The organism is Synechococcus sp. CS-1333 (genome assembly GCF_025128015.1).
GTDB lineage: Bacteria > Cyanobacteriota > Cyanobacteriia > PCC-6307 > Cyanobiaceae > MW101C3.
Genome location: NZ_JAHLYO010000021.1, coordinates 1 through 16953 on the forward strand (window position 1 = coordinate 1; position 16953 = coordinate 16953).

21 protein-coding genes, 1 tRNA gene and 1 pseudogene are annotated in these 16953 nt (G+C 64.3%); 4 read left to right on the forward strand and 19 right to left on the reverse strand.

Annotated features, from left to right (window positions below; translation table 11 throughout):
• From KQ303_RS09350 to KQ303_RS09370, 5 genes and pseudogenes are all read right to left on the reverse strand, one after another.
• Positions 1-117, reverse strand: a pseudogene (locus tag KQ303_RS09350) (phycocyanin subunit beta); the annotation flags it as partial.
• 786 nt (positions 118-903) lie between these two features.
• Positions 904-1260 carry a DDE-type integrase/transposase/recombinase gene (locus KQ303_RS09355; RefSeq protein WP_311134139.1) on the reverse strand — a complete coding sequence of 119 codons (357 nt, stop codon included), beginning with the start codon at positions 1258-1260 and terminating at the stop codon, positions 904-906.
• Complete coding sequence (locus KQ303_RS09360) at positions 1261-1428, reverse strand: hypothetical protein (RefSeq protein WP_259730063.1); 168 nt, start codon at positions 1426-1428, stop codon at positions 1261-1263.
• A gap of 412 nt (positions 1429-1840) precedes the next feature.
• Positions 1841-2059 carry a phycobilisome linker polypeptide gene (locus KQ303_RS09365; RefSeq protein WP_094514109.1) on the reverse strand — a complete coding sequence of 73 codons (219 nt, stop codon included), beginning with the start codon at positions 2057-2059 and terminating at the stop codon, positions 1841-1843.
• A gap of 31 nt (positions 2060-2090) precedes the next feature.
• Positions 2091-2936, reverse strand: coding sequence for a phycobilisome linker polypeptide (locus tag KQ303_RS09370; RefSeq protein WP_094514107.1), 846 nt, complete (start codon positions 2934-2936; stop codon positions 2091-2093).
• A gap of 210 nt (positions 2937-3146) precedes the next feature.
• Between KQ303_RS09370 and KQ303_RS09375 the strand changes: the two genes are divergently transcribed.
• Positions 3147-3734, forward strand: coding sequence for a hypothetical protein (locus KQ303_RS09375; RefSeq protein WP_259730064.1), 588 nt, complete (start codon positions 3147-3149; stop codon positions 3732-3734).
• An 82-nt stretch (positions 3735-3816) separates the two neighbouring features.
• Here KQ303_RS09375 and KQ303_RS09380 read toward each other — a convergent pair whose 3' ends face one another.
• The 13 genes from KQ303_RS09380 to psbB all read right to left on the reverse strand — a co-directional run bounded on the left by KQ303_RS09380 (position 3817) and on the right by psbB (position 14253).
• Complete coding sequence (locus KQ303_RS09380; RefSeq protein WP_255101504.1) at positions 3817-4635, reverse strand: phycobilisome rod-core linker polypeptide; 819 nt, start codon at positions 4633-4635, stop codon at positions 3817-3819.
• A gap of 166 nt (positions 4636-4801) precedes the next feature.
• Positions 4802-5398, reverse strand: coding sequence for a chromophore lyase CpcT/CpeT (locus KQ303_RS09385; protein ID WP_259730065.1), 597 nt, complete (start codon positions 5396-5398; stop codon positions 4802-4804).
• A gap of 106 nt (positions 5399-5504) precedes the next feature.
• Positions 5505-5744 (reverse strand): hypothetical protein, encoded by a 240-nt coding sequence (locus KQ303_RS09390; protein ID WP_259730066.1) that lies wholly within the window; start codon positions 5742-5744, stop codon positions 5505-5507.
• Between the two features lie 175 nt (positions 5745-5919).
• Positions 5920-5992 (reverse strand) — tRNA-Phe (locus KQ303_RS09395).
• A gap of 50 nt (positions 5993-6042) precedes the next feature.
• Positions 6043-6723 (reverse strand): ComF family protein, encoded by a 681-nt coding sequence (locus tag KQ303_RS09400; protein ID WP_259730067.1) that lies wholly within the window; start codon positions 6721-6723, stop codon positions 6043-6045.
• Positions 6724-6826: 103 nt separating this feature from the next.
• A complete protein-coding gene (locus KQ303_RS09405; protein WP_259730068.1) occupies positions 6827-7102 on the reverse strand; it encodes a DUF2470 domain-containing protein in 276 nt (91 codons plus the stop codon).
• 207 nt (positions 7103-7309) lie between these two features.
• On the reverse strand, positions 7310-8596 hold the full coding sequence (locus KQ303_RS09410) for an FGGY-family carbohydrate kinase (RefSeq protein WP_259730069.1): 1287 nt from the start codon (positions 8594-8596) through the stop codon (positions 7310-7312).
• A 15-nt stretch (positions 8597-8611) separates the two neighbouring features.
• Positions 8612-9886: a methionine adenosyltransferase gene (metK, locus tag KQ303_RS09415; protein WP_094514088.1), complete on the reverse strand. Its 1275-nt coding sequence runs from the start codon at positions 9884-9886 to the stop codon at positions 8612-8614.
• Positions 9887-9946: 60 nt separating this feature from the next.
• A complete protein-coding gene (locus tag KQ303_RS09420) occupies positions 9947-10735 on the reverse strand; it encodes an HAD family hydrolase (RefSeq protein WP_259730070.1) in 789 nt (262 codons plus the stop codon).
• A gap of 27 nt (positions 10736-10762) precedes the next feature.
• On the reverse strand, positions 10763-11824 hold the full coding sequence (locus KQ303_RS09425) for a 30S ribosomal protein S1 (protein WP_094514084.1): 1062 nt from the start codon (positions 11822-11824) through the stop codon (positions 10763-10765).
• Positions 11825-11922: 98 nt separating this feature from the next.
• On the reverse strand, positions 11923-12426 hold the full coding sequence (gene nrdR / locus KQ303_RS09430; RefSeq protein WP_094514082.1) for a transcriptional regulator NrdR: 504 nt from the start codon (positions 12424-12426) through the stop codon (positions 11923-11925).
• Positions 12427-12573: 147 nt separating this feature from the next.
• Positions 12574-12669, reverse strand: coding sequence for a photosystem II reaction center protein T (locus KQ303_RS09435; protein ID WP_006042122.1), 96 nt, complete (start codon positions 12667-12669; stop codon positions 12574-12576).
• Between the two features lie 24 nt (positions 12670-12693).
• The gene (psbB, locus tag KQ303_RS09440) at positions 12694-14253 is read right to left on the reverse strand and encodes a photosystem II chlorophyll-binding protein CP47 (RefSeq protein ID WP_259730071.1); all 1560 of its coding nucleotides are present in this window, start codon (positions 14251-14253) and stop codon (positions 12694-12696) included.
• A gap of 223 nt (positions 14254-14476) precedes the next feature.
• Between psbB and KQ303_RS09445 the strand changes: the two genes are divergently transcribed.
• Both KQ303_RS09445 and psbM read left to right on the forward strand, forming a co-directional pair.
• Positions 14477-14962: a 2Fe-2S iron-sulfur cluster-binding protein gene (locus KQ303_RS09445; protein ID WP_094514078.1), complete on the forward strand. Its 486-nt coding sequence runs from the start codon at positions 14477-14479 to the stop codon at positions 14960-14962.
• Positions 14963-14977: 15 nt separating this feature from the next.
• The gene (gene psbM, locus KQ303_RS09450) at positions 14978-15085 is read left to right on the forward strand and encodes a photosystem II reaction center protein PsbM (protein WP_094514076.1); all 108 of its coding nucleotides are present in this window, start codon (positions 14978-14980) and stop codon (positions 15083-15085) included.
• Positions 15086-15456: 371 nt separating this feature from the next.
• On the opposite strand, the gene KQ303_RS09455 is transcribed toward psbM, so the two are convergent.
• On the reverse strand, positions 15457-16308 hold the full coding sequence (locus KQ303_RS09455) for a universal stress protein (protein ID WP_259730072.1): 852 nt from the start codon (positions 16306-16308) through the stop codon (positions 15457-15459).
• Between the two features lie 116 nt (positions 16309-16424).
• On the opposite strand from KQ303_RS09455, the gene KQ303_RS09460 reads away from it, so the two are divergent.
• Entirely contained in the window at positions 16425-16853 is a 429-nt protein-coding gene (locus KQ303_RS09460) for an acyl-CoA thioesterase (RefSeq protein ID WP_311134140.1), read from the forward strand.
• Positions 16854-16953 lie beyond the last annotated feature (100 nt).

Below are 16953 nucleotides of genomic sequence, written 5' to 3' on the forward strand. Positions count from 1 at the left end.
ATCCATGCGCTTGTTGCTGTCAGCGACAACCGACGCCAGGGCGTCGATCTGGGCGCTGCTGAGGAATTCGCCGCGGGCATCAGCCTGAGCAACGACCTTGGTGAAGGCGTCGAACATGTAAATGAGCTCCTGTTCTCGACGGGTGGGGTCGGGAGGGTGGGTGTGCAAAGCGAGAGCGCCAAAGGCGTTCACGCGAGCCAGAAAGGTGTGTCTTGCGCTGAACACCGTTGTTTGACCGGTGCCAGCGGACCCCCGACTTGGCCTACGTATTTTTGGCCCAACGCCTAATCTTGTGAGCGATGCTTAACAAATGGTCATTGCCTGCTGATATCCATTGCGGGGCAAGGCTTTTGCGTGGTGCAGCCAGGCTTTCTGTGCCCAGGCTGAGGTGGCAGGCCCCAGTGAATGTATCTGAGGGAACAGAAACCTGGTGAAAATCCCATGTGTGGGATCACTTTGATGCCCACGAGTTGTGGGAATCCTGCTCGAGCGCTGCAAGTTCAACGTTGAGGGGATCAACGCGTCCAGTCCACTTCCGTGCTGGTCAAGTGCGTCCAGTTCAGCTTGGTTCGGATTGACTCTGGCCAGCTCAGCTCCGCGCTGCCCGACCGCACCCCTGAAGTCACCCCCTTGATCGGTCCAGGCCGAAGGAGAGTTGTTGGTTGTGGTCATGCTGCAGCTCCCAGTTGAGCTGCTCCCAGGGGCGCATGACCCTGGAGGGCTGAGTGCGGCCTGTAGACGAAGTCAAGCGGAGCTCATGGGTGTTGTGGTCCCTCTGCTATTGGTCTGATGGCAACTGGGCCTCGGTTGGTGTCGAGAACAGTTCCGTATTCAGGAACGCATCGCGGAACCGTCCGTTCAACGACTCGGCAAGCCGTTCTGCCAAGGCGATCCTGGCTCGATCTAGGCCGTTCCCGTACCGCTGCTCTCGCTCCAGCGTCTGAGGGCATGAGCAATGAACTCCGGCCCGTTGTCACTGCGGATGAAGGCCGGAGCTGGGTAGAGCCTGATGAGCTTCTCCAGCACCGCCACCACATCTCTGGCCTTGCAACGCCGTCCCAGACGGATCGCCTGGCACAGGCGGCTGTCCTCGTCGATCACATTCAGGAACTTGAGCCGCCTTCCATCAGCGGTGGCATCGAACTGGACGTCCATGGCCCACACCTGGTGAGGCCGCACGGAGCCTTCGGCGGGTCGTGCACGCTTCTGCTTGCGAGGAGTGGGGCGCTGCAGGCCTTTCTCCCGCCACAGCCGTTGCACTCACTTGTGATTCACCATCCAGCCCTCACGCAGAAGGCGATAGGCCATGCGGCTGTTCCAGCGGATGTGTTCGGCCGCGATCCTTAGGGGGCGCCGCCGGAGCTTGCTCTCCTCCAGATCGATGACCTTGCCGCCATGGCGCTGCGTGCTGCTGTGCTGGCCAGCCACCCGACAGACGAGGCGTTCAGATGCCCGGTATCGCTCCTGCAAGGACCACGACGGCCCTGCGCCGGAGTTCCGGGCTCAGAAGTTGCTCTCGGCAAGGTCTTTGAGCATTGCCTTCTCCAGCTCTGCCTCAGCCAGAAGCTTCCACTCCTTCGGAAAAGCCTTCGGCTAGAGCGTGCGGAGGATCTGCTCGGGTGAAGGCCTGGTGTGTTTCATGGTCGAGTCCCCGGCTCAAGTCGGGCTGGCTGAAGACTCTCCTTCACCCTGTACTGGCTTCCGGGGTTCACGCCGCCCCGTTCAAATCCAGGTCATTGCTGCCATAAAAAAACCTCCCAAGGAGGAGGTTTGATGAGAAGAGGCCCAGGAAGGGCCCCAGGCTTCAGGCGCTAGGCGGTGTGGGTTGTCCCCGCTGGAATCAATCCGCTGCGATATCGCCGCCGCTGACGGAGACGTTGGTGACCTTGCCGCCAAGGCGGTTCACGAGCCGAAGCGTGTCGTTCATGCGGGTGTAGGGAACCTGCATGACGCAATCAGAACTGCGCACATAGTCGTTGTTGACGATGCCGGTGACGCTGATGGTGACTTGGCGGTTGCTGCTGAAGCTGCTGCCGCGGGTGCCTGCGGAGACCTTCATGGCTGGGATGGCGAGGGGATGGAGAAAAAGATCAGTTCACTGGTGTGAGGCTGGCAACCTTGCCACCCTGGCGGTGAATCTGCTGCTGGTACTCCAGCAGTTTGTCGAACGGAATGAAGCGCACACGGTTGCTGCGCTTGTGCAGTTTGTAGTTGTTGAAACCAGTGATCTCAACGCGATAGGTGCGGCCTTGCTGGCCAGCACCCACGCCCATGCGGGTGACGCCATCGTCTTCCACCTTGCGGAAAGCCGAACCGCAGGCATTCGGGCTCACCACCGGAATGGGGGCTTCCTTGTGAATGGAGGGGTTGAGACGGGATTGGTTCTTGGCCAGATCACCTTTCACGGAAGCGGCCACGCCGCGGGTGAGCTGGAGGAGGTAGGAGAACTGAAGGCCCTGCTGCCCGGCGGAGTAATTCCAGCCGTGGAGATAAGGGACCTGATCTTCTCCGAAACGCTCCTGGTACTCGGCGCTGTCGATGTAGGAATCGATTTCGGCGTCGAAGCCCTGCTCCTGCAGGATGGTGAAGTGCTCAAGCATTTCAGCCTTGTTCTGGGGAGCGCGCCCGAGAAGATGCTTGAAGTTGAGTTCGATGAACCGGTAGGGGTTGGTGCTTTCGAAGAAGCGCTTGCGGTAGAGGCTGCTCTTGGCGATCTGGCGAACCAGCTCGCGCACACTCAGATAGCCGCGACGGAACAGGGATTCAGGACCCTCAAGGCGATCGCTCTTGAGGACGTATTGGAAGCCGAGAACCTGCTGGTAAACAGCCCGAATCAATGTGGCCTTGTCGGATTCGGTGGCGTTCAGCCAGTTTTCCTTGTTTTGCGAGGTCGAAAAACGGTCAATGCCCAGATAGGCAGCGTTGACGAGTGTCATGGGCGTGCGAGCCGGGGGTGGGGAGACAGGGCCTGTCGGGAGGGTGCCGTACACGGCGCGGCACTCGCGGACGGGTCTGGCATTAGCGGGATCCTATGGGGGGACTACAACCTCCAGCGCCTGGTTCCAGAATCGTTACAAAGCAGAGATCTGGCGCCATCTGCCAACGCCGATACCATCCGGCCATGCCTTGGTCTGTTGTGTGAAGCCATGACGTCCCTGCCTACGGCGGATTCCTGGTCCCATCGCATGAGCCTTCAGCTCCAGTCGCTCAGTGTGATCTGCGAAACGCTCACCCTCCGTCTGCTGGAGCTGGAAGAGCGCATGGGCCGCTGGGATGAGCAGAAGCGGTGCCTGGAAGAGCAGGCTTCGGTGCAAGCCGGCAGCGCCGCCGCTCTGGTGGATGTGCTGGAAGCCACCGGCCAACGGCTTGCCTCTCTGGAGTCGCTCCTGGAGGGGACACCGGGGGGAGTTGCTGAAGCCAATGCCGCGCCGCCGCGTTTGCAGGTGCTGCATGCCCAGCCCAGGCGCCGCACCCAGGTCGAAGGGCCCCCGTTGGAAGAGTCGTTGCTCGAAGCATCGCCGCCCGAGCCTGGCGACAGGGACAATCTGGCCGCTGCTGAGGCTGCTGGCGCCATGAGCGGGGCCAAGGTGTTCGGGCTCCATGCTCAGGAGCCGTCGCTGGCGAAGGCGCGTTCCATGCCGGCAGCCTTGGAGCGCCCTGAACGTCCCATCGAAGCCGACGATGTGTTTCCCGAGGACGAGGAACAACCCTTCATGGATGAACTGACGGCCTGAAGCGGGCTGCCTGGGCAAGCCATCTGAAGATGAACGATGGGCCTGGGCCATGGGCGCCCAAGCCCTTGCTCACGCTTGGGACTCAGCCCCCGGAACCGGTGCTCAGCATGGCGCCAGCCGTTGTGAGCAGCACCCTCACCAGTTCGAGGGCGCCGAGGCCGCCGGCCAGCAGCCAGAGATTCATCGCAAGGCGTGGTGGTTGGCCGTTCTTCCAGGTGGGCGACACCTGAACGGGAACCGGGCCGGGAGCCATCACGTCGGTGCCCATCACCATGTGGGGGGTGCTGCCCCAGGAGCGGGTGCCGCGGAAGGGCCCTGCAGGCGCTCGTTTGGACTGGGCGTCCCTCCAGTAAGCGGTGTAACGGGGGGCTTGCTGGTTGAACGGCAGCTCACCGCCGGGGTTGCCAGGCAGCACACGTCCCAATTGCTGGGGAACGTCCATCTCGCCGAAACGATCGAGATACTCATTCGACTCCAGCAGGGCATCGACACAGCCTTCAAGCCCGCGCTGCGCAATCAGAATCGAGAGAGCGAGCCGTTCCCCATCCCCATTCACTTTGCGGCCGAGAACGCGGCCGACGATCTGATCCACCATCGCGTAATTGCTGTTGCAGCGATAGAAGCCTTCACGGAATCGCGGCGATAGCAGAAGACCGCGAATGAAGAGTCGTGTTGTGATCTGGCCGTTGCGAAACTGCGATTCCAGGGCGGCGTCGCGGTCGACTTTGAAGGCGTGGAAGAAGATCTGGCGGTAGGAGCGCTCGATCAAAGCGTCCATGTCCTGAGGGCTGCGGCGCAGACCTTCGGGGGAGCGGCGGGGATCCTCCTCACTGCCGACGGAATAGCTTTTGACGCGGGCATTTTGCGCGATCTGGCTGTATTCGAGCAGGGGCAGAGGCATGCGAAAGTGTTGTGCTGGTGGTAGAAGCTAGAGGCTCTCGTCGCGATCTTGGTGAATGAAAAGCATCCACACATACTCCTTTACAAAATAAGAGTTCATGACATTCTCTTCATGAAGAAGTCTTGAAGTTGGTGGGGCAGGCTGTGCCGCCCGCCCCGGTCATGCCTCAGGCGGCGAACCAATCGGCTGGGATCTCTGCGCTGTAATCGTGGGTTCGCTGAAACTCGAAGGGGCCAGCCACTGATCCCCACAGCTGCTGGTGGGTTTCCGGATCGTGGCCGCGGTCGATCGTGCGCATCCCGCAGGGATCGAGCTCAAAGCTGCTCACCAGGTAGGCCACGCTCCCCTTGCGTTCCACCAGGCAACCACAGCCGGGCTCCACCTCGCCCACGAAACCGTCTCCCTGCTGGCGAACCACGTACGAGCAGCCCTTGAGCAGGCGCAGGTCGTCGTTCTGGATCGTCGCCATCCGCTCCGGCTCCTCCACAGCCCCCCAGAACCGCTTCTCCTCCACCAACGCGTGGTTATGGATGCGCACCGAGCCATCCGGTGACGCCTCGGCCCGCAGGATGCGGATCCGGTAGGGCTGCCGCGGCGCGAAGGCATACGACTGCTCCAGCAGCAAGGCACCTTCTCCGAGCTGCGGCACGGGACGGAAGGCCACCAGGATGTGGGCGTAGATCGGTGGGTTCTCAAACGCCTGGTGCTGGTTGCTGAAGCCGGCGCTCAGCATCTCCACCAGACGGCGCAGGGTCGTGGTCATGAGCGGATCCTATGAGCGGAGCCTGCGCTGGCAGTTTCTGGCCGGAGCCTTTGCTGGAAGCCTGTAGTGGAAGCCGAAGAACGTTGCGGTGCAGCATGCCCCAGCCTCAGCCGCCCAGCAACCGCAGTCGGAACGCCGCCACATGGGCCACCAGATCCGGCTGGTTGATGGCGAAAGGGTGGTCACTCAGGGCGTCCAGGATGGCCGCCAGCCTCTCCGCCTCGCTCAGGTCCGGGGAGGGGTCGGCCGCCAGAGAGGCCTGCCAGGCCTGATCAAACGACATGCCAAAGCTGTCGGCGTTGTTGAACAGTTGATTCGAGTCCCACTCGGGGGGGGTGCGCATCATGAAAGCTGCGTCGGGAAGGGCAATGGAAGTTTCGGCAAGCCCCGGCCTGGTGACCGCCGCCAACGCCGGAATCGACCCGGAGTTTCAGCGGCTGAGCACGAAGCCAGGCAGAACTACACAACGCACGGTGCCCGAAAATCGCGGCACGCAAAGGCTGTAGGCCAGAAATGGTGGATGCCAGGACCCAGATTTGAACTGGGGACACGGCGATTTTCAGTCGCCTGCTCTACCAACTGAGCTATCCCGGCAGGCTGCGGCCGCAGCGCTCCCGGATCTTAGATCACGGCGCGTGGCGCCTTCATGCTGGCGTGCGGGCCAGACAGAGCAGCCCCGCCACCTGGAATCCCCCCTGTCCCAGGGCCAAAGCGGCGGCTTGCGCCGTCGCGCCGGTGGTGAGGATGTCGTCCACCAGCAGCACCTGCTGCTTCCTCCAGGTGGGGGCCGGCAAGTCGCCGCAGGCGCGCAGGCCTTGCTCGGCCAACCGCTCGCCTTCGGCACTGAGGCAGAACGAGCCAGCTTGGTTTCGCTCCCTCAGCTGGCGATTGAGGTGGTGCTGCCCGAAGGTGGCGTGGCGGCGGCGCAGCAGCGCGGCCTCCGGCAGGGGGAGTCCGGCGCAGATCTGTTGCGGCAGGGGATTCGCCCGGCGCTTCCAGCTCGGCACTGCCACCAGCAGCGCGTCACGGCAGAGTGCGTCCGGCAGGGTGGCGCCCAGGCTGCGCGCCAGGGCGGAAATCATGGCCGGATCAGGGCGCTTGCGCAGTCCTAGCAGCTCGCGGCGGAAGGCGCCGTCATAGGCGCCCAGGCTCCACCAGGGCAGCGGCTCGGTTCCCTGCAGCCCGATACCGGTGAACTCCAGGTGCTCCTGACACGGCAGGCACAAAAGCCTGGCCTGCTCTCGGCTGGGCAACGGTTGGCGGCAGCGTGGGCAGACCGAGATGGTGAGCAGCTCACAGCAGCCGCTCAAAAACGACCGGAACATGGCGTGTGGGCGGGGGTGGCGGGGAGTGGCAGGACTCCCACCTGCCGTGTCTCCTCAGCCTTCCCAACCGGCGCCATTGTGATCCCTGCGGCTGAGACGCCGCTCAGCCCGGCTGTGAGGGCATGGCCCGCAGCATGGCGACGAGGGTCCGGTGAGCGTCCTCACTGTCCGTGAGCGGGTGATCGAAGGGTACGGAGATGGTGGCGCCATCCACGTCGAGTTCCATGGCTTCCGGCAGCACCTGAAGCATGTGGGCCGCCTGGGCGTCTGCCACTCCGCCGTAGTGGCGGGCGTAGGCCAGTACGGCCTCGGCGTGGTCGTTGTTCATGTGGGCGCAGATGCGTGCGCTGACGGCTGGGGTGAGGGGATCGGCGGACATCGACGCGCAAAGGAGTGGGGCGAAGCGCGATTCTGGCTGGCCTGCTCGCCCCTGCGCCTCTAGCCGGCCCCGAAGCGTTGCCAGAGGAGCAGCCCCAGCCGCACGCCGCTGAAGGCCACATAGCCCGCCAGAACAACGAACAGCCCCATGGAGATGACGGTGCGCAGTCGTTCGTTCATCGCAGGCAGGCAGACGGTTCCATGGCCATCATCCTCGGCCAGCCAGCCATTGCCGCCAGCCTCGCTGGGCCAGCAAGGCTGAGCCGAAAGCGCAGCTCACACCCGGTCGGCAGCGCACCGGGACTCCCAACAGCTGCTCACGCAGCTGACACCACTGGGGGTTGCGGGCCCCACCCCCCAGCGTCACCACCTGCTGCACGGCCGGCGCGCCGAGCTCCTGAAGTTTCCGCCAGCCCTGTGCCTCGATACGGCTGAGGCCCTCCAGCATGGCCTGCAGGTACCGCACATCGCTGACCGGCCGTGGCTCCAGCACCGGCTCCAGAGTGGGATCGTCAACCGGGAAACGCTCTCCCGCCGATGGCAGCGGCAGCAGATCCAGCCCGCTGGGGCGGCGTATGTCGATCTGACGGCTCAGCTGCCGCAATTGCTGATCGGTGAAGAAGCGCCTCAGCACCACGCCGCCCGCATTCGAGGCTCCTCCCACCAGCCAGCGCCCAGCCACGCGATGGCAGCTCACCCCGGCCGCCTGGATCGGGTGCGCCACGAACTGCTTCAGCACCAACGTGCTCCCCAGCACGGCAACCCCTTCGTGATCCCGTGGTGCCGCCGCCAGCACGGCCGCGTTGGCGTCGGTGGTGCCTGCGATCACCAGGCAGCCAGGAGGCAGACCCAGTGCGGCGGCCGCTGGGGCATGCAACGGGCCCAGAGCGGTGCCACTGGCCACGATCTCCGGCAGCGCGCCCGACCAGTGCTGCTCGCCGATGGCGCCCGCCCAGAGGCCTGGTTCCAGCTGCCAGCCGAGCTTGAGATTGTTGCCTTCCTCCCCCCAGCGCCAGTTCCCCAGCAGCCAGCCCATCACCCAGTCGGCCTGATGGCGGAGCAGAAGGGCTGGTTCCTGAAGCGCGTGGACCTCCAGAAGCCGCAACGCCCTCGCCAGGCTGCCGGAGCTGCTGCGAGCCGATGATCCGGGCTGCACCAGTGCGACCAGGCTGGCGGCGTGCTCTGGGCAGGCCAGTGCATAGGACAGCGCCTCCCCCAGTGGTTCACCATTGGGGCGGCAGGCCAGCAGGGTGCCGGAGGTGCCATCCACACTGAGGGCCGCCACCTGCTGCCGCCAGTCTGCCGGCAGGGATTGAACCAGGGCCATCAGTCCGGAGCGCCAACCGCTGGGCTGTTCAAACGGCTGTGGGTAGGGCAAGGCCCGCTCGCCTTCAGCCACCGGCAGTCCTGCCGCATCGACGAGGGCAAGGCGCAGGCCGCTCGTGCCCAGGTCAATCCCCAGGCAGAACGGGGCTTGCGGTCCCGCCCCGGACATGGCGGAGGCCTCCAGTCAGGCGGCGCTTCCGGCTGGAATGCGATCGGCCGTGGCCTGCCTCAGCTTGGCCGCCATGGCGTCAACGTTCTCCCAGGGGAGGTTGAGGTCGCTGCGGCCGAAGTGGCCGTAGGCCGCCACGTCCTGATAGAAGCGACCACCGCGCTCCTGGGGAAGGGTGCGCAACCCGAAGACGTCGATGATCGCCCCGGGCCGCAGGTCGAAATGCTCCTGCACCAGGGCGGTGAGTGCCTCATCGCCGAGCAGGCCTGAGCCGAAGCTCTCCACCAGGATGCTCACAGGGCGGGCCACACCGATCGCGTAGCTCAGCTGCACTTCCACGCGGCGGGCAAGCCCTGCCGCCACGAGGCTTTTGGCCACGAAGCGGGCGGCATAGGCCGCGGAGCGGTCCACCTTGGTGGGGTCCTTGCCGGAGAAGGCACCGCCGCCATGGCGGGCAGAGCCGCCATATGTATCCACGATGATCTTGCGGCCGGTGAGTCCGGCATCCCCCTGCGGCCCGCCCACCACGAATTTCCCGGTGGGGTTGACCAGGAAGCGGGTGCTGCTGCGGGACGGGCGGATGTAGAGATCGGCAGTGGCCGGCTCCACCACGTGCGTCCACAGGTCGTCGGCGATCCTCTCGCGCAGGGTGGTTTCATCGCTCACCACCGCGCCATCGGCAAAGGTGATCTCCGCCAGGTGCTGGGTCGAGATCAGCAGGGTGTCGATGGCCACGGGGCGGCCATGCTCGTACACCACACTCACCTGGGTCTTGCCATCGGGAAGCAGGTAAGGAAGCGTCCCCTCGTGGCGCACCATGGCGAGGCGCCTGGAGAGGCGATGCGCCAGGCTGATCGGCAGCGGCATCAGCTCCGGCGTTTCATCGCAGGCGAAGCCGAACATGATTCCCTGGTCGCCGGCACCCACCAGATCAAGCGGGTCGCCATCGTGGTCATCGGCTTCATTGACTCCCTGGGCGATGTCGGGAGATTGCTGATCGAGAGCGATCAGAACGGCGCAGCTGTGGGCGTCGAAGCCGCCGGCCCGCGCTCCGCTGTAGCCGATCCGTTCGATCACCCCTCGCACCAGGCTGGTGAAATCCACCTTCGCGTTGGTGGTGACCTCCCCCGTCACCAGGCAGAGCCCGGTGTTGACAACCGTTTCACAGGCCACACGGCTGGTGGGGTCGGAGCTGAGCAGGGCATCGAGCACCGCGTCGCTGATCTGGTCGCAGATCTTGTCGGGATGCCCTTCGGTGACCGATTCGGACGTGAAGACGTATCGCGCCATGCCGGTGGAAAAGGGATCTAGAGGGGTGAGCCTATTCCCTGAATCCCCAGGGGTTCGTACTCAGGTAGCGGATCCGTTGGTGCCCGGTGCCTCCAGCACAGTGAGCTCCGACCAATGGTGGATGCGGGGGTAGCGGGCGTCGAGCGCCGGTGGTGTGAGCCAGCCGGAGAGATACCCCAAGGCCACGGCAACTCCTGCGGCCTCAGCCATGGATAGGTCGCTGTCGGCGTCGCCGATCAGGGCGCAGGCCGCCGGTTCCACACCGAGCTGCCTGCAGAACCCATGCACGGCGCCCGGGTCGGGCTTGGCGGGCTTGTGATCGGCACTCCAGATGCCACGAATGTGGTGCTGAAGTTGATGGGCCCTCAGAAAGCGCTCGATACCTGTGGCTTGATCGTTGCTGATCACCCCGATCACCACGCCCGCAGTGTCGAGCTCAGCCAGCAGCCGCTCCAGGCCCTGGGTAGGCAAAGCTACAGCAGCGGCCTGATCCTCCCCTGGCGCAGCATCGGTGCAAAAGAACACCTCCTCGCTGTGGCGGAGGGCTTCCGGCCAGCCCAGTCCCACCAGGCAGAACACCGTGGCGGTGGAGATGAGGTTGTGGCTCTGGCTGGCCACCGCAGTGGTTCCGGCAGGGTGGAGACGATCGCCCGTGAGCCCATAAGCCCGCTCCAGCAGTTCACGCAGCTCAAGGCGGCGCTCAGGCGCCACCCGTGCCTCGCAGAGATCGATGCGGGTGCGGGCCAGGCTGGTCAGCAATGGCTCGCTATGGCTGAGGGTTCCGTCCTTGTCGAACAGAACGGCATCCAACTGGCCAATCGGTTCACCGCGCAGGGCCAGGACGGCCATGGATGCACCCGGGGGGAGAGGCGTGGATCAGTCGAGGTCGAGGGTGACGCCCATCGGCTCACTCTCTTCAGCCTGTTCCAGCAACATCTGCTTGTAGCGGGCGGCCATCTCTTCGGCCTTGTCGAACACCTTCTGGGGATCGGTGAGCATGTCACCGGGTTCGGGTTCGAGCGCCTTGGTGGAGAGGGAGATCCGACCACGTTCTGCATCGAGGTCGATGATCATCACCTTCATCTGATCGTTGACATTGAGCACCGTGTGGGGTGTTTCGATGTGCTCGTGGCTGATCTCGGAGATGTGCAGCAGGCCGCTGACGCCGCCGATGTCGATGAAGGCGCCGTAGGGCTTGATGCCACGCACGGTGCCGATCACCACTTCGCCGACCTCGAGGCGGTTCATCTTGCGTTCCACCAGGGCGCGGCGATGGCTGAGCACCAGACGGTTCCGCTCTTCGTCCACCTCCAGGAACTTCAGGGGCAGGAAGTCGGCGACGAGATCTTCCTTCGGCTTGCGGGTGCTGATGTGGCTGCCGGGGATGAAGCCACGCAGGCCTTCCACCCGCACCAGGGCACCGCCACGGTTGGTGGCAAACACTTCGCTGTAGATCGTGGCGTCTTCCTTCTGGAGCTGACGCACGCGCTCCCAGGCCCGCTGGTACTCAATGCGGCGGATGGAGAGGGTGAGCTGGCCGTCTTCGTTCTCCTCGCTGAGGATGAAGAATTCGCGAACCTCACCGGGCTCCAGCACGTCGCTGAGGTTCTCGACGCGGTTGATCGAGACCTCCTGGAGAGGCATGAAGGCAGCCGTCTTGGCGCCGATGTCGATCATGGCGCCCTTTGGCTCCATGGCGAACACAGTGCCGTTCACCACGTCGCCGGGTTTGAAGTTGTAGTCGTACTTGCTGAGAAGAGAGGCGAACTCCTCCAGGGTAAAACCGGCCCCATCGGCGTCGCGGCTTGCAGCCCGGCTCGAGGGGTCGTCAGCGGTGGGAACCTCTTCCGGAATGTCGAGGTCCAGATCAGCGGCGATGGTGTCGATGAGTTCGAGGTCGGCCTCGGCGCTGCTGATGTCGGAAGGGGTCACGGTCATGAAGGAGTGGCGGTCTGCCTGTGGCAGAGCGAAGGTTCGGCCTGGCTGCCCGCCGACAGCGCAAACCCAATCTCCGACTATACGAATCGGCGCGACCGTCAGTTCAAGATGGCCAGTGCCGGGCTGGATCCGTCGTTGCGGCGCTTGGCGGGACGCCGGCTCAGCCCTTCGAGGGCGGAAACGAAATCGCTGATCCCCTGGAACTGGCGATACACCGAGGCGAAGCGCACGTAGGCCACTTCACTCATCTCGCCGAGCTGCTGGAGCACGAGCTCGCCGATCTCGGCACTGCTGACCTCACGACCGCCGCGTTGCTGGAGCTGCAGCTCGATCTCGTCGATCACGGTTTCCAACCGGGCCGGCTCCAGGCCGGTTTTTTCGCAAGCGCGGATCAGTCCGTGCAGCAGCTTCTCGCGGCTGAACAGCTCCCGCTGGCCGTTGCGCTTCACCACGGTGACCGGAACCGTTTCAACCCTCTCGTAGGTGGTGAAGCGGGCTTCGCAGTTGAGGCACTCTCTGCGACGGCGCACACTCCTGCCTCCATCTGCGGATCGGGATTCGAGGACCCGGCTGTCGGTGTGTTGGCAGGAGGGACATTGCATCCCTTTTTTCGCCGCAAGTTGCGCTTATCAATTGTAAGCAGACATTCATTCAATGAAAAGGGTTCTCGCCCTCAGGTTCCCCCCCCTCTCTCCGGCCCGTCGGCATGAAAAAGCCCCCGCCGGGGCGGGGGCAGAGCTGGACAGGGATCACTTGCCGATCTTCGGGGGATCGCGGAAGGCGATGGCGAAGAACAGGGTGGCGATCGCCAGGGTCAGGATCAGGATGTAGGCGAAGCTCTCCATCGAGGTTCTCGTGCGAAGGGACGATCAGCTGAGCGTGCTGCCGGCCGGGGGCACGAAGCCCTCGGGGATCCGACGGGTGGAGCGGTCACCGAGTTTCTGGAAGAGGCCGAATTCGACCTGCTCGCCAAGATCAGGATCGATGCCTGCGAACACATCGCGGTAGAGGGTGCGAGCCCCGTGCCAGATGTGGCCGAAGAAGAAGAGCAGCGCGAAGGTGGCGTGCCCGAAGGTGAACCAGCCGCGCGGGGAGCTGCGGAAGGTGCCATCGGAGTGATAGGTGTCGCGATCGAATTCGAAGGCTTCACCCAGCTGGGCCTTGCGTGCCAGGCGCTTCACGTCTGCAGGGTCGGTGAAGGTCTGACCGTCGAGAGCACCGCCGTAGACGGTGGCGGTGACGCCGGTCTGCTCGAAGGAGTACTTCGCTTCGGCGCGGCGGAAGGGGATGTCAGCCCGCACAATGCCTGCGCTGTCTTCAAGGACCACGGGGAAGTTCTCGAAGAAGTTGGGCAGACGGCGAACCTGGAGATCGCGCCCTTCTTTGTCGGTGAAGCTGATATGACCCAGCCAGCTGGTGGGCAGGCCGTCACCGTTCACCATCGGGCCGACGCGGAACAGACCTCCCTTGGCAGGACTGTTGCCGACGTAGTCAAAGAAGGCAAGCTTCTCAGGGATGGAGGCGTAAGCCTCCTTCTTGCTGGCTCCGGACTCCATGGCCGTGGCCACGCGCCGGTTGATCTCGGTTTTGAAGTAGCCCTGATCCCACTGGTAGCGGGTGGGACCGAACAACTCGACTGGGGTGGCCGCAGAGCCGTACCACATCGTGCCAGCCACGATGAAGGCTGCAAAGAAAACGGCTGCGATCGCGCTGGCGAGCACCGTTTCGATGTTGCCCATCCGCAGAGCCTTGTAAAGACGCTCCGGGGGGCGCGTGGTGATGTGGAAGATGCCGGCGATGATCCCAACGATGCCGGCGGCGATGTGGTGAGCCACGATTCCACCGGGGTTGAAGGGGTTGAATCCTTCGGGCCCCCATGAGGGCTGAACGGGCTCAAGGTGCCCGGTGAGGCCGTAGGCATCGGATACCCACATTCCAGGGCCGAAGACGCCTGTGAGGTGAAAGGCTCCGAAGCCGAAGCAACCGAGGCCGGCCAGCAGGAGGTGGATGCCGAAGATCTTGGGCAGATCCAGGGCGGGCTCGCCTGTGCGAGGGTCCTGCCAGATCTCAAGATCCCAGTAGGTCCAGTGCCAGATGGCGGCAAGGAACAGCAGGCCACTGAAAATGATGTGAGCGGCGGCTACGCCTTCGAAGCTCCAGAAGCCAGGGTCGACACCGGTTTCACCGGTGATGCTCCAGCCTCCCCAGCTGCCTGTGACCCCGAGGCGGGCCATGAAGGGCATCACAAACATGCCCTGGCGCCACATGGGGTTGAGCACCGGGTCGGAGGGATCGAAGATGGCGAGCTCGTAAAGCGCCATGGAGCCGGCCCAGCCGGCAACAAGAGCGGTGTGCATGAGGTGCACGGCCAGAAGGCGGCCCGGGTCGTTGATCACGACCGTGTGCACCCGATACCAGGGCAATCCCATGGGGGTTAGGTCCGGGGAAACAAACGGCTGCAAGGGTGTGACCCGAGCAGCGGACGATCAGATGGATCGTTCCGTGCTGGCGATCGTAAGGGTTTCCTTCCGTTGCGGAGAGGCCACCAAGGGAGCTGAAACGAGCCGTGATACGGGGTCTGGCCCTGTCGCGATTGTGTAGTTACATTTCGCAACCTTAGGAGCACAATGGCGTGGTTTGAGCCGTTCCTCCATGCCCGTGATCCGCTTTGTTCGTGAAGGCCGTGATGTCAGCTGTTATCCCGGCGAAAACCTGCGGGAGGTGGCCCTGCGCGAAGGGGTGGAGATCTATGGCCTGAAGGGGAAATTGGGCAATTGCGGCGGCTGCGGCCAGTGCATCACCTGTTTTGTGGCGGTCGAGGAGCCGGCAACGTCTGCGGCCGCCCTCTCCCCACGCACCGCTGTGGAGGAGCGGAAGCTGCTCAAGCGTCCTGGGAACTGGCGCCTGGCTTGCCAGGCGCTGGTGCAGCGCTCGCTGATCGTGGTGACTCGCCCCCAGGTCGCCTTGCCGGACGGTGACCGGCTGCTTGCGGAGGCCCATCAGCAGCCGCTGCCGGAGGGCCCCACCAGCTGGCCCGTGGTGGAAGCGCCGTTGGACGACGAGGACGAGGGCGCCACGACCGCAACGACGGGTGAAGGGCTTCCTGAAGCGTCTGGCAATGGTGATACGGTCCGCTGAGTCCTCCATGCCTTGATGGAAACCAACGATCTCGGTTTCGTGGCCAGCCTGTTGTTCGTGCTGGTCCCGGCCATTTTCCTGATCATCCTCTACATCCAGACCAACAGCCGCCAGCAAGGCTGAGCCCGCACCTGGCGCTTTTTCACCCCAGAGCAACCTCAGGTTTGCCCTGGGGTTATTTTTGGCAGAGAGAAACCCGTTTTTTCGTCCGCCTGCATCGCTCCCTCCGCTCACAGCTTTCGGGCAAGGTGAGCGCAACGCATGGGCGCAACCCAGTGGTTTGCTCACGCCTTTTGCCGCAGGAAAGGTTTTCCCCAGAGCTGGCCGTTGGTTCTGCTTGCTAGAGATCCAGTCAGGTGGTCGTTCTTCAGGCCGTGAAGCCAGCTGCCTGAAAGCAACTGCACGAACGCAATTGCCTCCATGCAACTGCCTTTACGCCATTACCTGACAACTGCACCACCGGCTCCGGCTGAAGCGGGCCAGAGCTTTCGGATTCAGGCGCGGCGTTCGGGTTCGCGCACCAGCAGCACCGGCGCGGGAGCGTGCACCCGGATGAAGTCGCTTACCGAGGTCCCGAGCAGCCGATCGATGTCCACCAGTGCCTTGGCCACCAGCGGGCGACGATCCTGAGAGGCAATCACCAGCAGATCGGCCTCGATCTCCTTGGCTGCTGCGCACACTTCCCGGCCCACATCGTTGCCATCGCGGTGCACCCCCTTGAGCTCCACGCCAAAGCTGCGCGCGCGCTGCTTGGCCTTCTCCAGCACCTCGTCTGCCGGGGTTTTTCCGCCTCGGCTGGGAGCCAGTTGCTGGCGGCTCACGTGCACACCGGTGAGCGTGCCCCCGGGAATCTCCTTCACCAGCTCACAGGCGATCTTGAGGGCGTCATCGCCCACGCCGGTGCCATCGATGGTCACCATCACCCTGTTGAGATGCCGGACGTAAAGGTCGTCGCGGACCAGCAGCATGGGCCGCGTGGACAGCTGGAAGACGTATTGGCTCGAGCTGTTGCCCAGGATCGACTGCAGCCGTCCAAGGCCGCGCGACCCCATCACGATCAGGTCGGCATCCAGCTCATCGGCCACCTTCAGCACAGTCTGCTTGGCATCCCCCTGACGGATGATCGTGTTCACATCGGTGGGATTGAGGCCCAGGCGTTGAACGGCCTCCGCCATCAACCCGCCGGCACGCTGCCAGTGCTCCTGCACGGTTTCCCCCGACTGCTCGGGCACCACATGGAGCAGGTTGAGCCGTGCCTGCCGGAAGGCCGGGAGGTCGCGCAGCATGCGCACCATTTCCTCCACATGACCTTTGCCGGAATCGGCGATCAGAAGGTTGCGAAACACGGGGGCGTCACGGTTCAAAATCAGCCTATGGCCGCCTCCGGGGCCAGCAGCTCCGCCCTGTCGAGGTCGTAATGGACGATCGTGAACCGACCTGGCCCTGGCGTCTGACCCGGCGCGTGTTGCCTCAGCACACGGATCACGCAGGGGTGATGTGGCACGGGGCCTACCTCCGCTGGTTGGAGGAGGCGTGGGTGGAGGCGCTGGCAGCGGTGGGCTTGCCCTACCGGGTGCTCTCCGACCGGGGCCTTGAGCTGCCGGTGGTTTCGCTCACCATCGACTACCGCCGCCCGCTCCAGCACGGTGACTGCGTGGAGATCGAGAGCATGGTGGGTGAGGCGCAGGGGCTGCGACTGCCCTGGTGCAGCAGGTTCGTGGGCATGGAAGGGCATGTGGCTGCCACCGCGCGGGTGGAGCTTGTGCTGGTGGAATCCAGGCCCCATCCGGCCGGGGGCGTTCCACAGCGGCGGCTGCGACGCCAACCGCCCGCCGATCTGGCGGAGGCGCTGGCAGCCCTGCGGCGGGGCCCTCGGACCGCCATGCCATAGTACAAGCGTACTGATCTTTTGTCGGCGGAATGGGAGAGCTTGTTGCCGTCAGCTTTCCTCGGGGCTCTGGCGCTGTGCCGAGCCCATGGCCCAAGGGCTT

Excerpts from the sequence above, each read along its gene's own strand:
- psbB (WP_259730071.1), bottom strand. The coding sequence starts at position 14,253 with ATGGGATTGCCCTGGTATCGGGTGCACACGGTCGTGATCAACGACCCG.
- KQ303_RS09435 (WP_006042122.1), bottom strand. The coding sequence starts at position 12,669 with ATGGAGAGCTTCGCCTACATCCTGATCCTGACCCTGGCGATCGCCACC.
- KQ303_RS09410 (WP_259730069.1), bottom strand. The coding sequence starts at position 8,596 with ATGTCCGGGGCGGGACCGCAAGCCCCGTTCTGCCTGGGGATTGACCTG.
- psbM (WP_094514076.1), top strand. The coding sequence starts at position 14,978 with ATGGAAACCAACGATCTCGGTTTCGTGGCCAGCCTGTTGTTCGTGCTG.
- KQ303_RS09405 (WP_259730068.1), bottom strand. The coding sequence starts at position 7,102 with ATGTCCGCCGATCCCCTCACCCCAGCCGTCAGCGCACGCATCTGCGCC.
- KQ303_RS09400 (WP_259730067.1), bottom strand. The coding sequence starts at position 6,723 with ATGTTCCGGTCGTTTTTGAGCGGCTGCTGTGAGCTGCTCACCATCTCG.
- nrdR (WP_094514082.1), bottom strand. The coding sequence starts at position 12,426 with ATGCAATGTCCCTCCTGCCAACACACCGACAGCCGGGTCCTCGAATCC.
- KQ303_RS09385 (WP_259730065.1), bottom strand. The coding sequence starts at position 5,398 with ATGACCACGACCCTGCGCCGTCTGGTGGAGATGCTGAGCGCCGGCTTC.
- KQ303_RS09365 (WP_094514109.1), bottom strand. The coding sequence starts at position 2,059 with ATGAAGGTCTCCGCAGGCACCCGCGGCAGCAGCTTCAGCAGCAACCGC.
- KQ303_RS09375 (WP_259730064.1), top strand. The coding sequence starts at position 3,147 with ATGACGTCCCTGCCTACGGCGGATTCCTGGTCCCATCGCATGAGCCTT.
- KQ303_RS09445 (WP_094514078.1), top strand. The coding sequence starts at position 14,477 with ATGCCCGTGATCCGCTTTGTTCGTGAAGGCCGTGATGTCAGCTGTTAT.
- KQ303_RS09390 (WP_259730066.1), bottom strand. The coding sequence starts at position 5,744 with ATGATGCGCACCCCCCCCGAGTGGGACTCGAATCAACTGTTCAACAAC.
- KQ303_RS09425 (WP_094514084.1), bottom strand. The coding sequence starts at position 11,824 with ATGACCGTGACCCCTTCCGACATCAGCAGCGCCGAGGCCGACCTCGAA.
- metK (WP_094514088.1), bottom strand. The coding sequence starts at position 9,886 with ATGGCGCGATACGTCTTCACGTCCGAATCGGTCACCGAAGGGCATCCC.
- KQ303_RS09380 (WP_255101504.1), bottom strand. The coding sequence starts at position 4,635 with ATGCCTCTGCCCCTGCTCGAATACAGCCAGATCGCGCAAAATGCCCGC.
- KQ303_RS09370 (WP_094514107.1), bottom strand. The coding sequence starts at position 2,936 with ATGACACTCGTCAACGCTGCCTATCTGGGCATTGACCGTTTTTCGACC.
- KQ303_RS09420 (WP_259730070.1), bottom strand. The coding sequence starts at position 10,735 with ATGGCCGTCCTGGCCCTGCGCGGTGAACCGATTGGCCAGTTGGATGCC.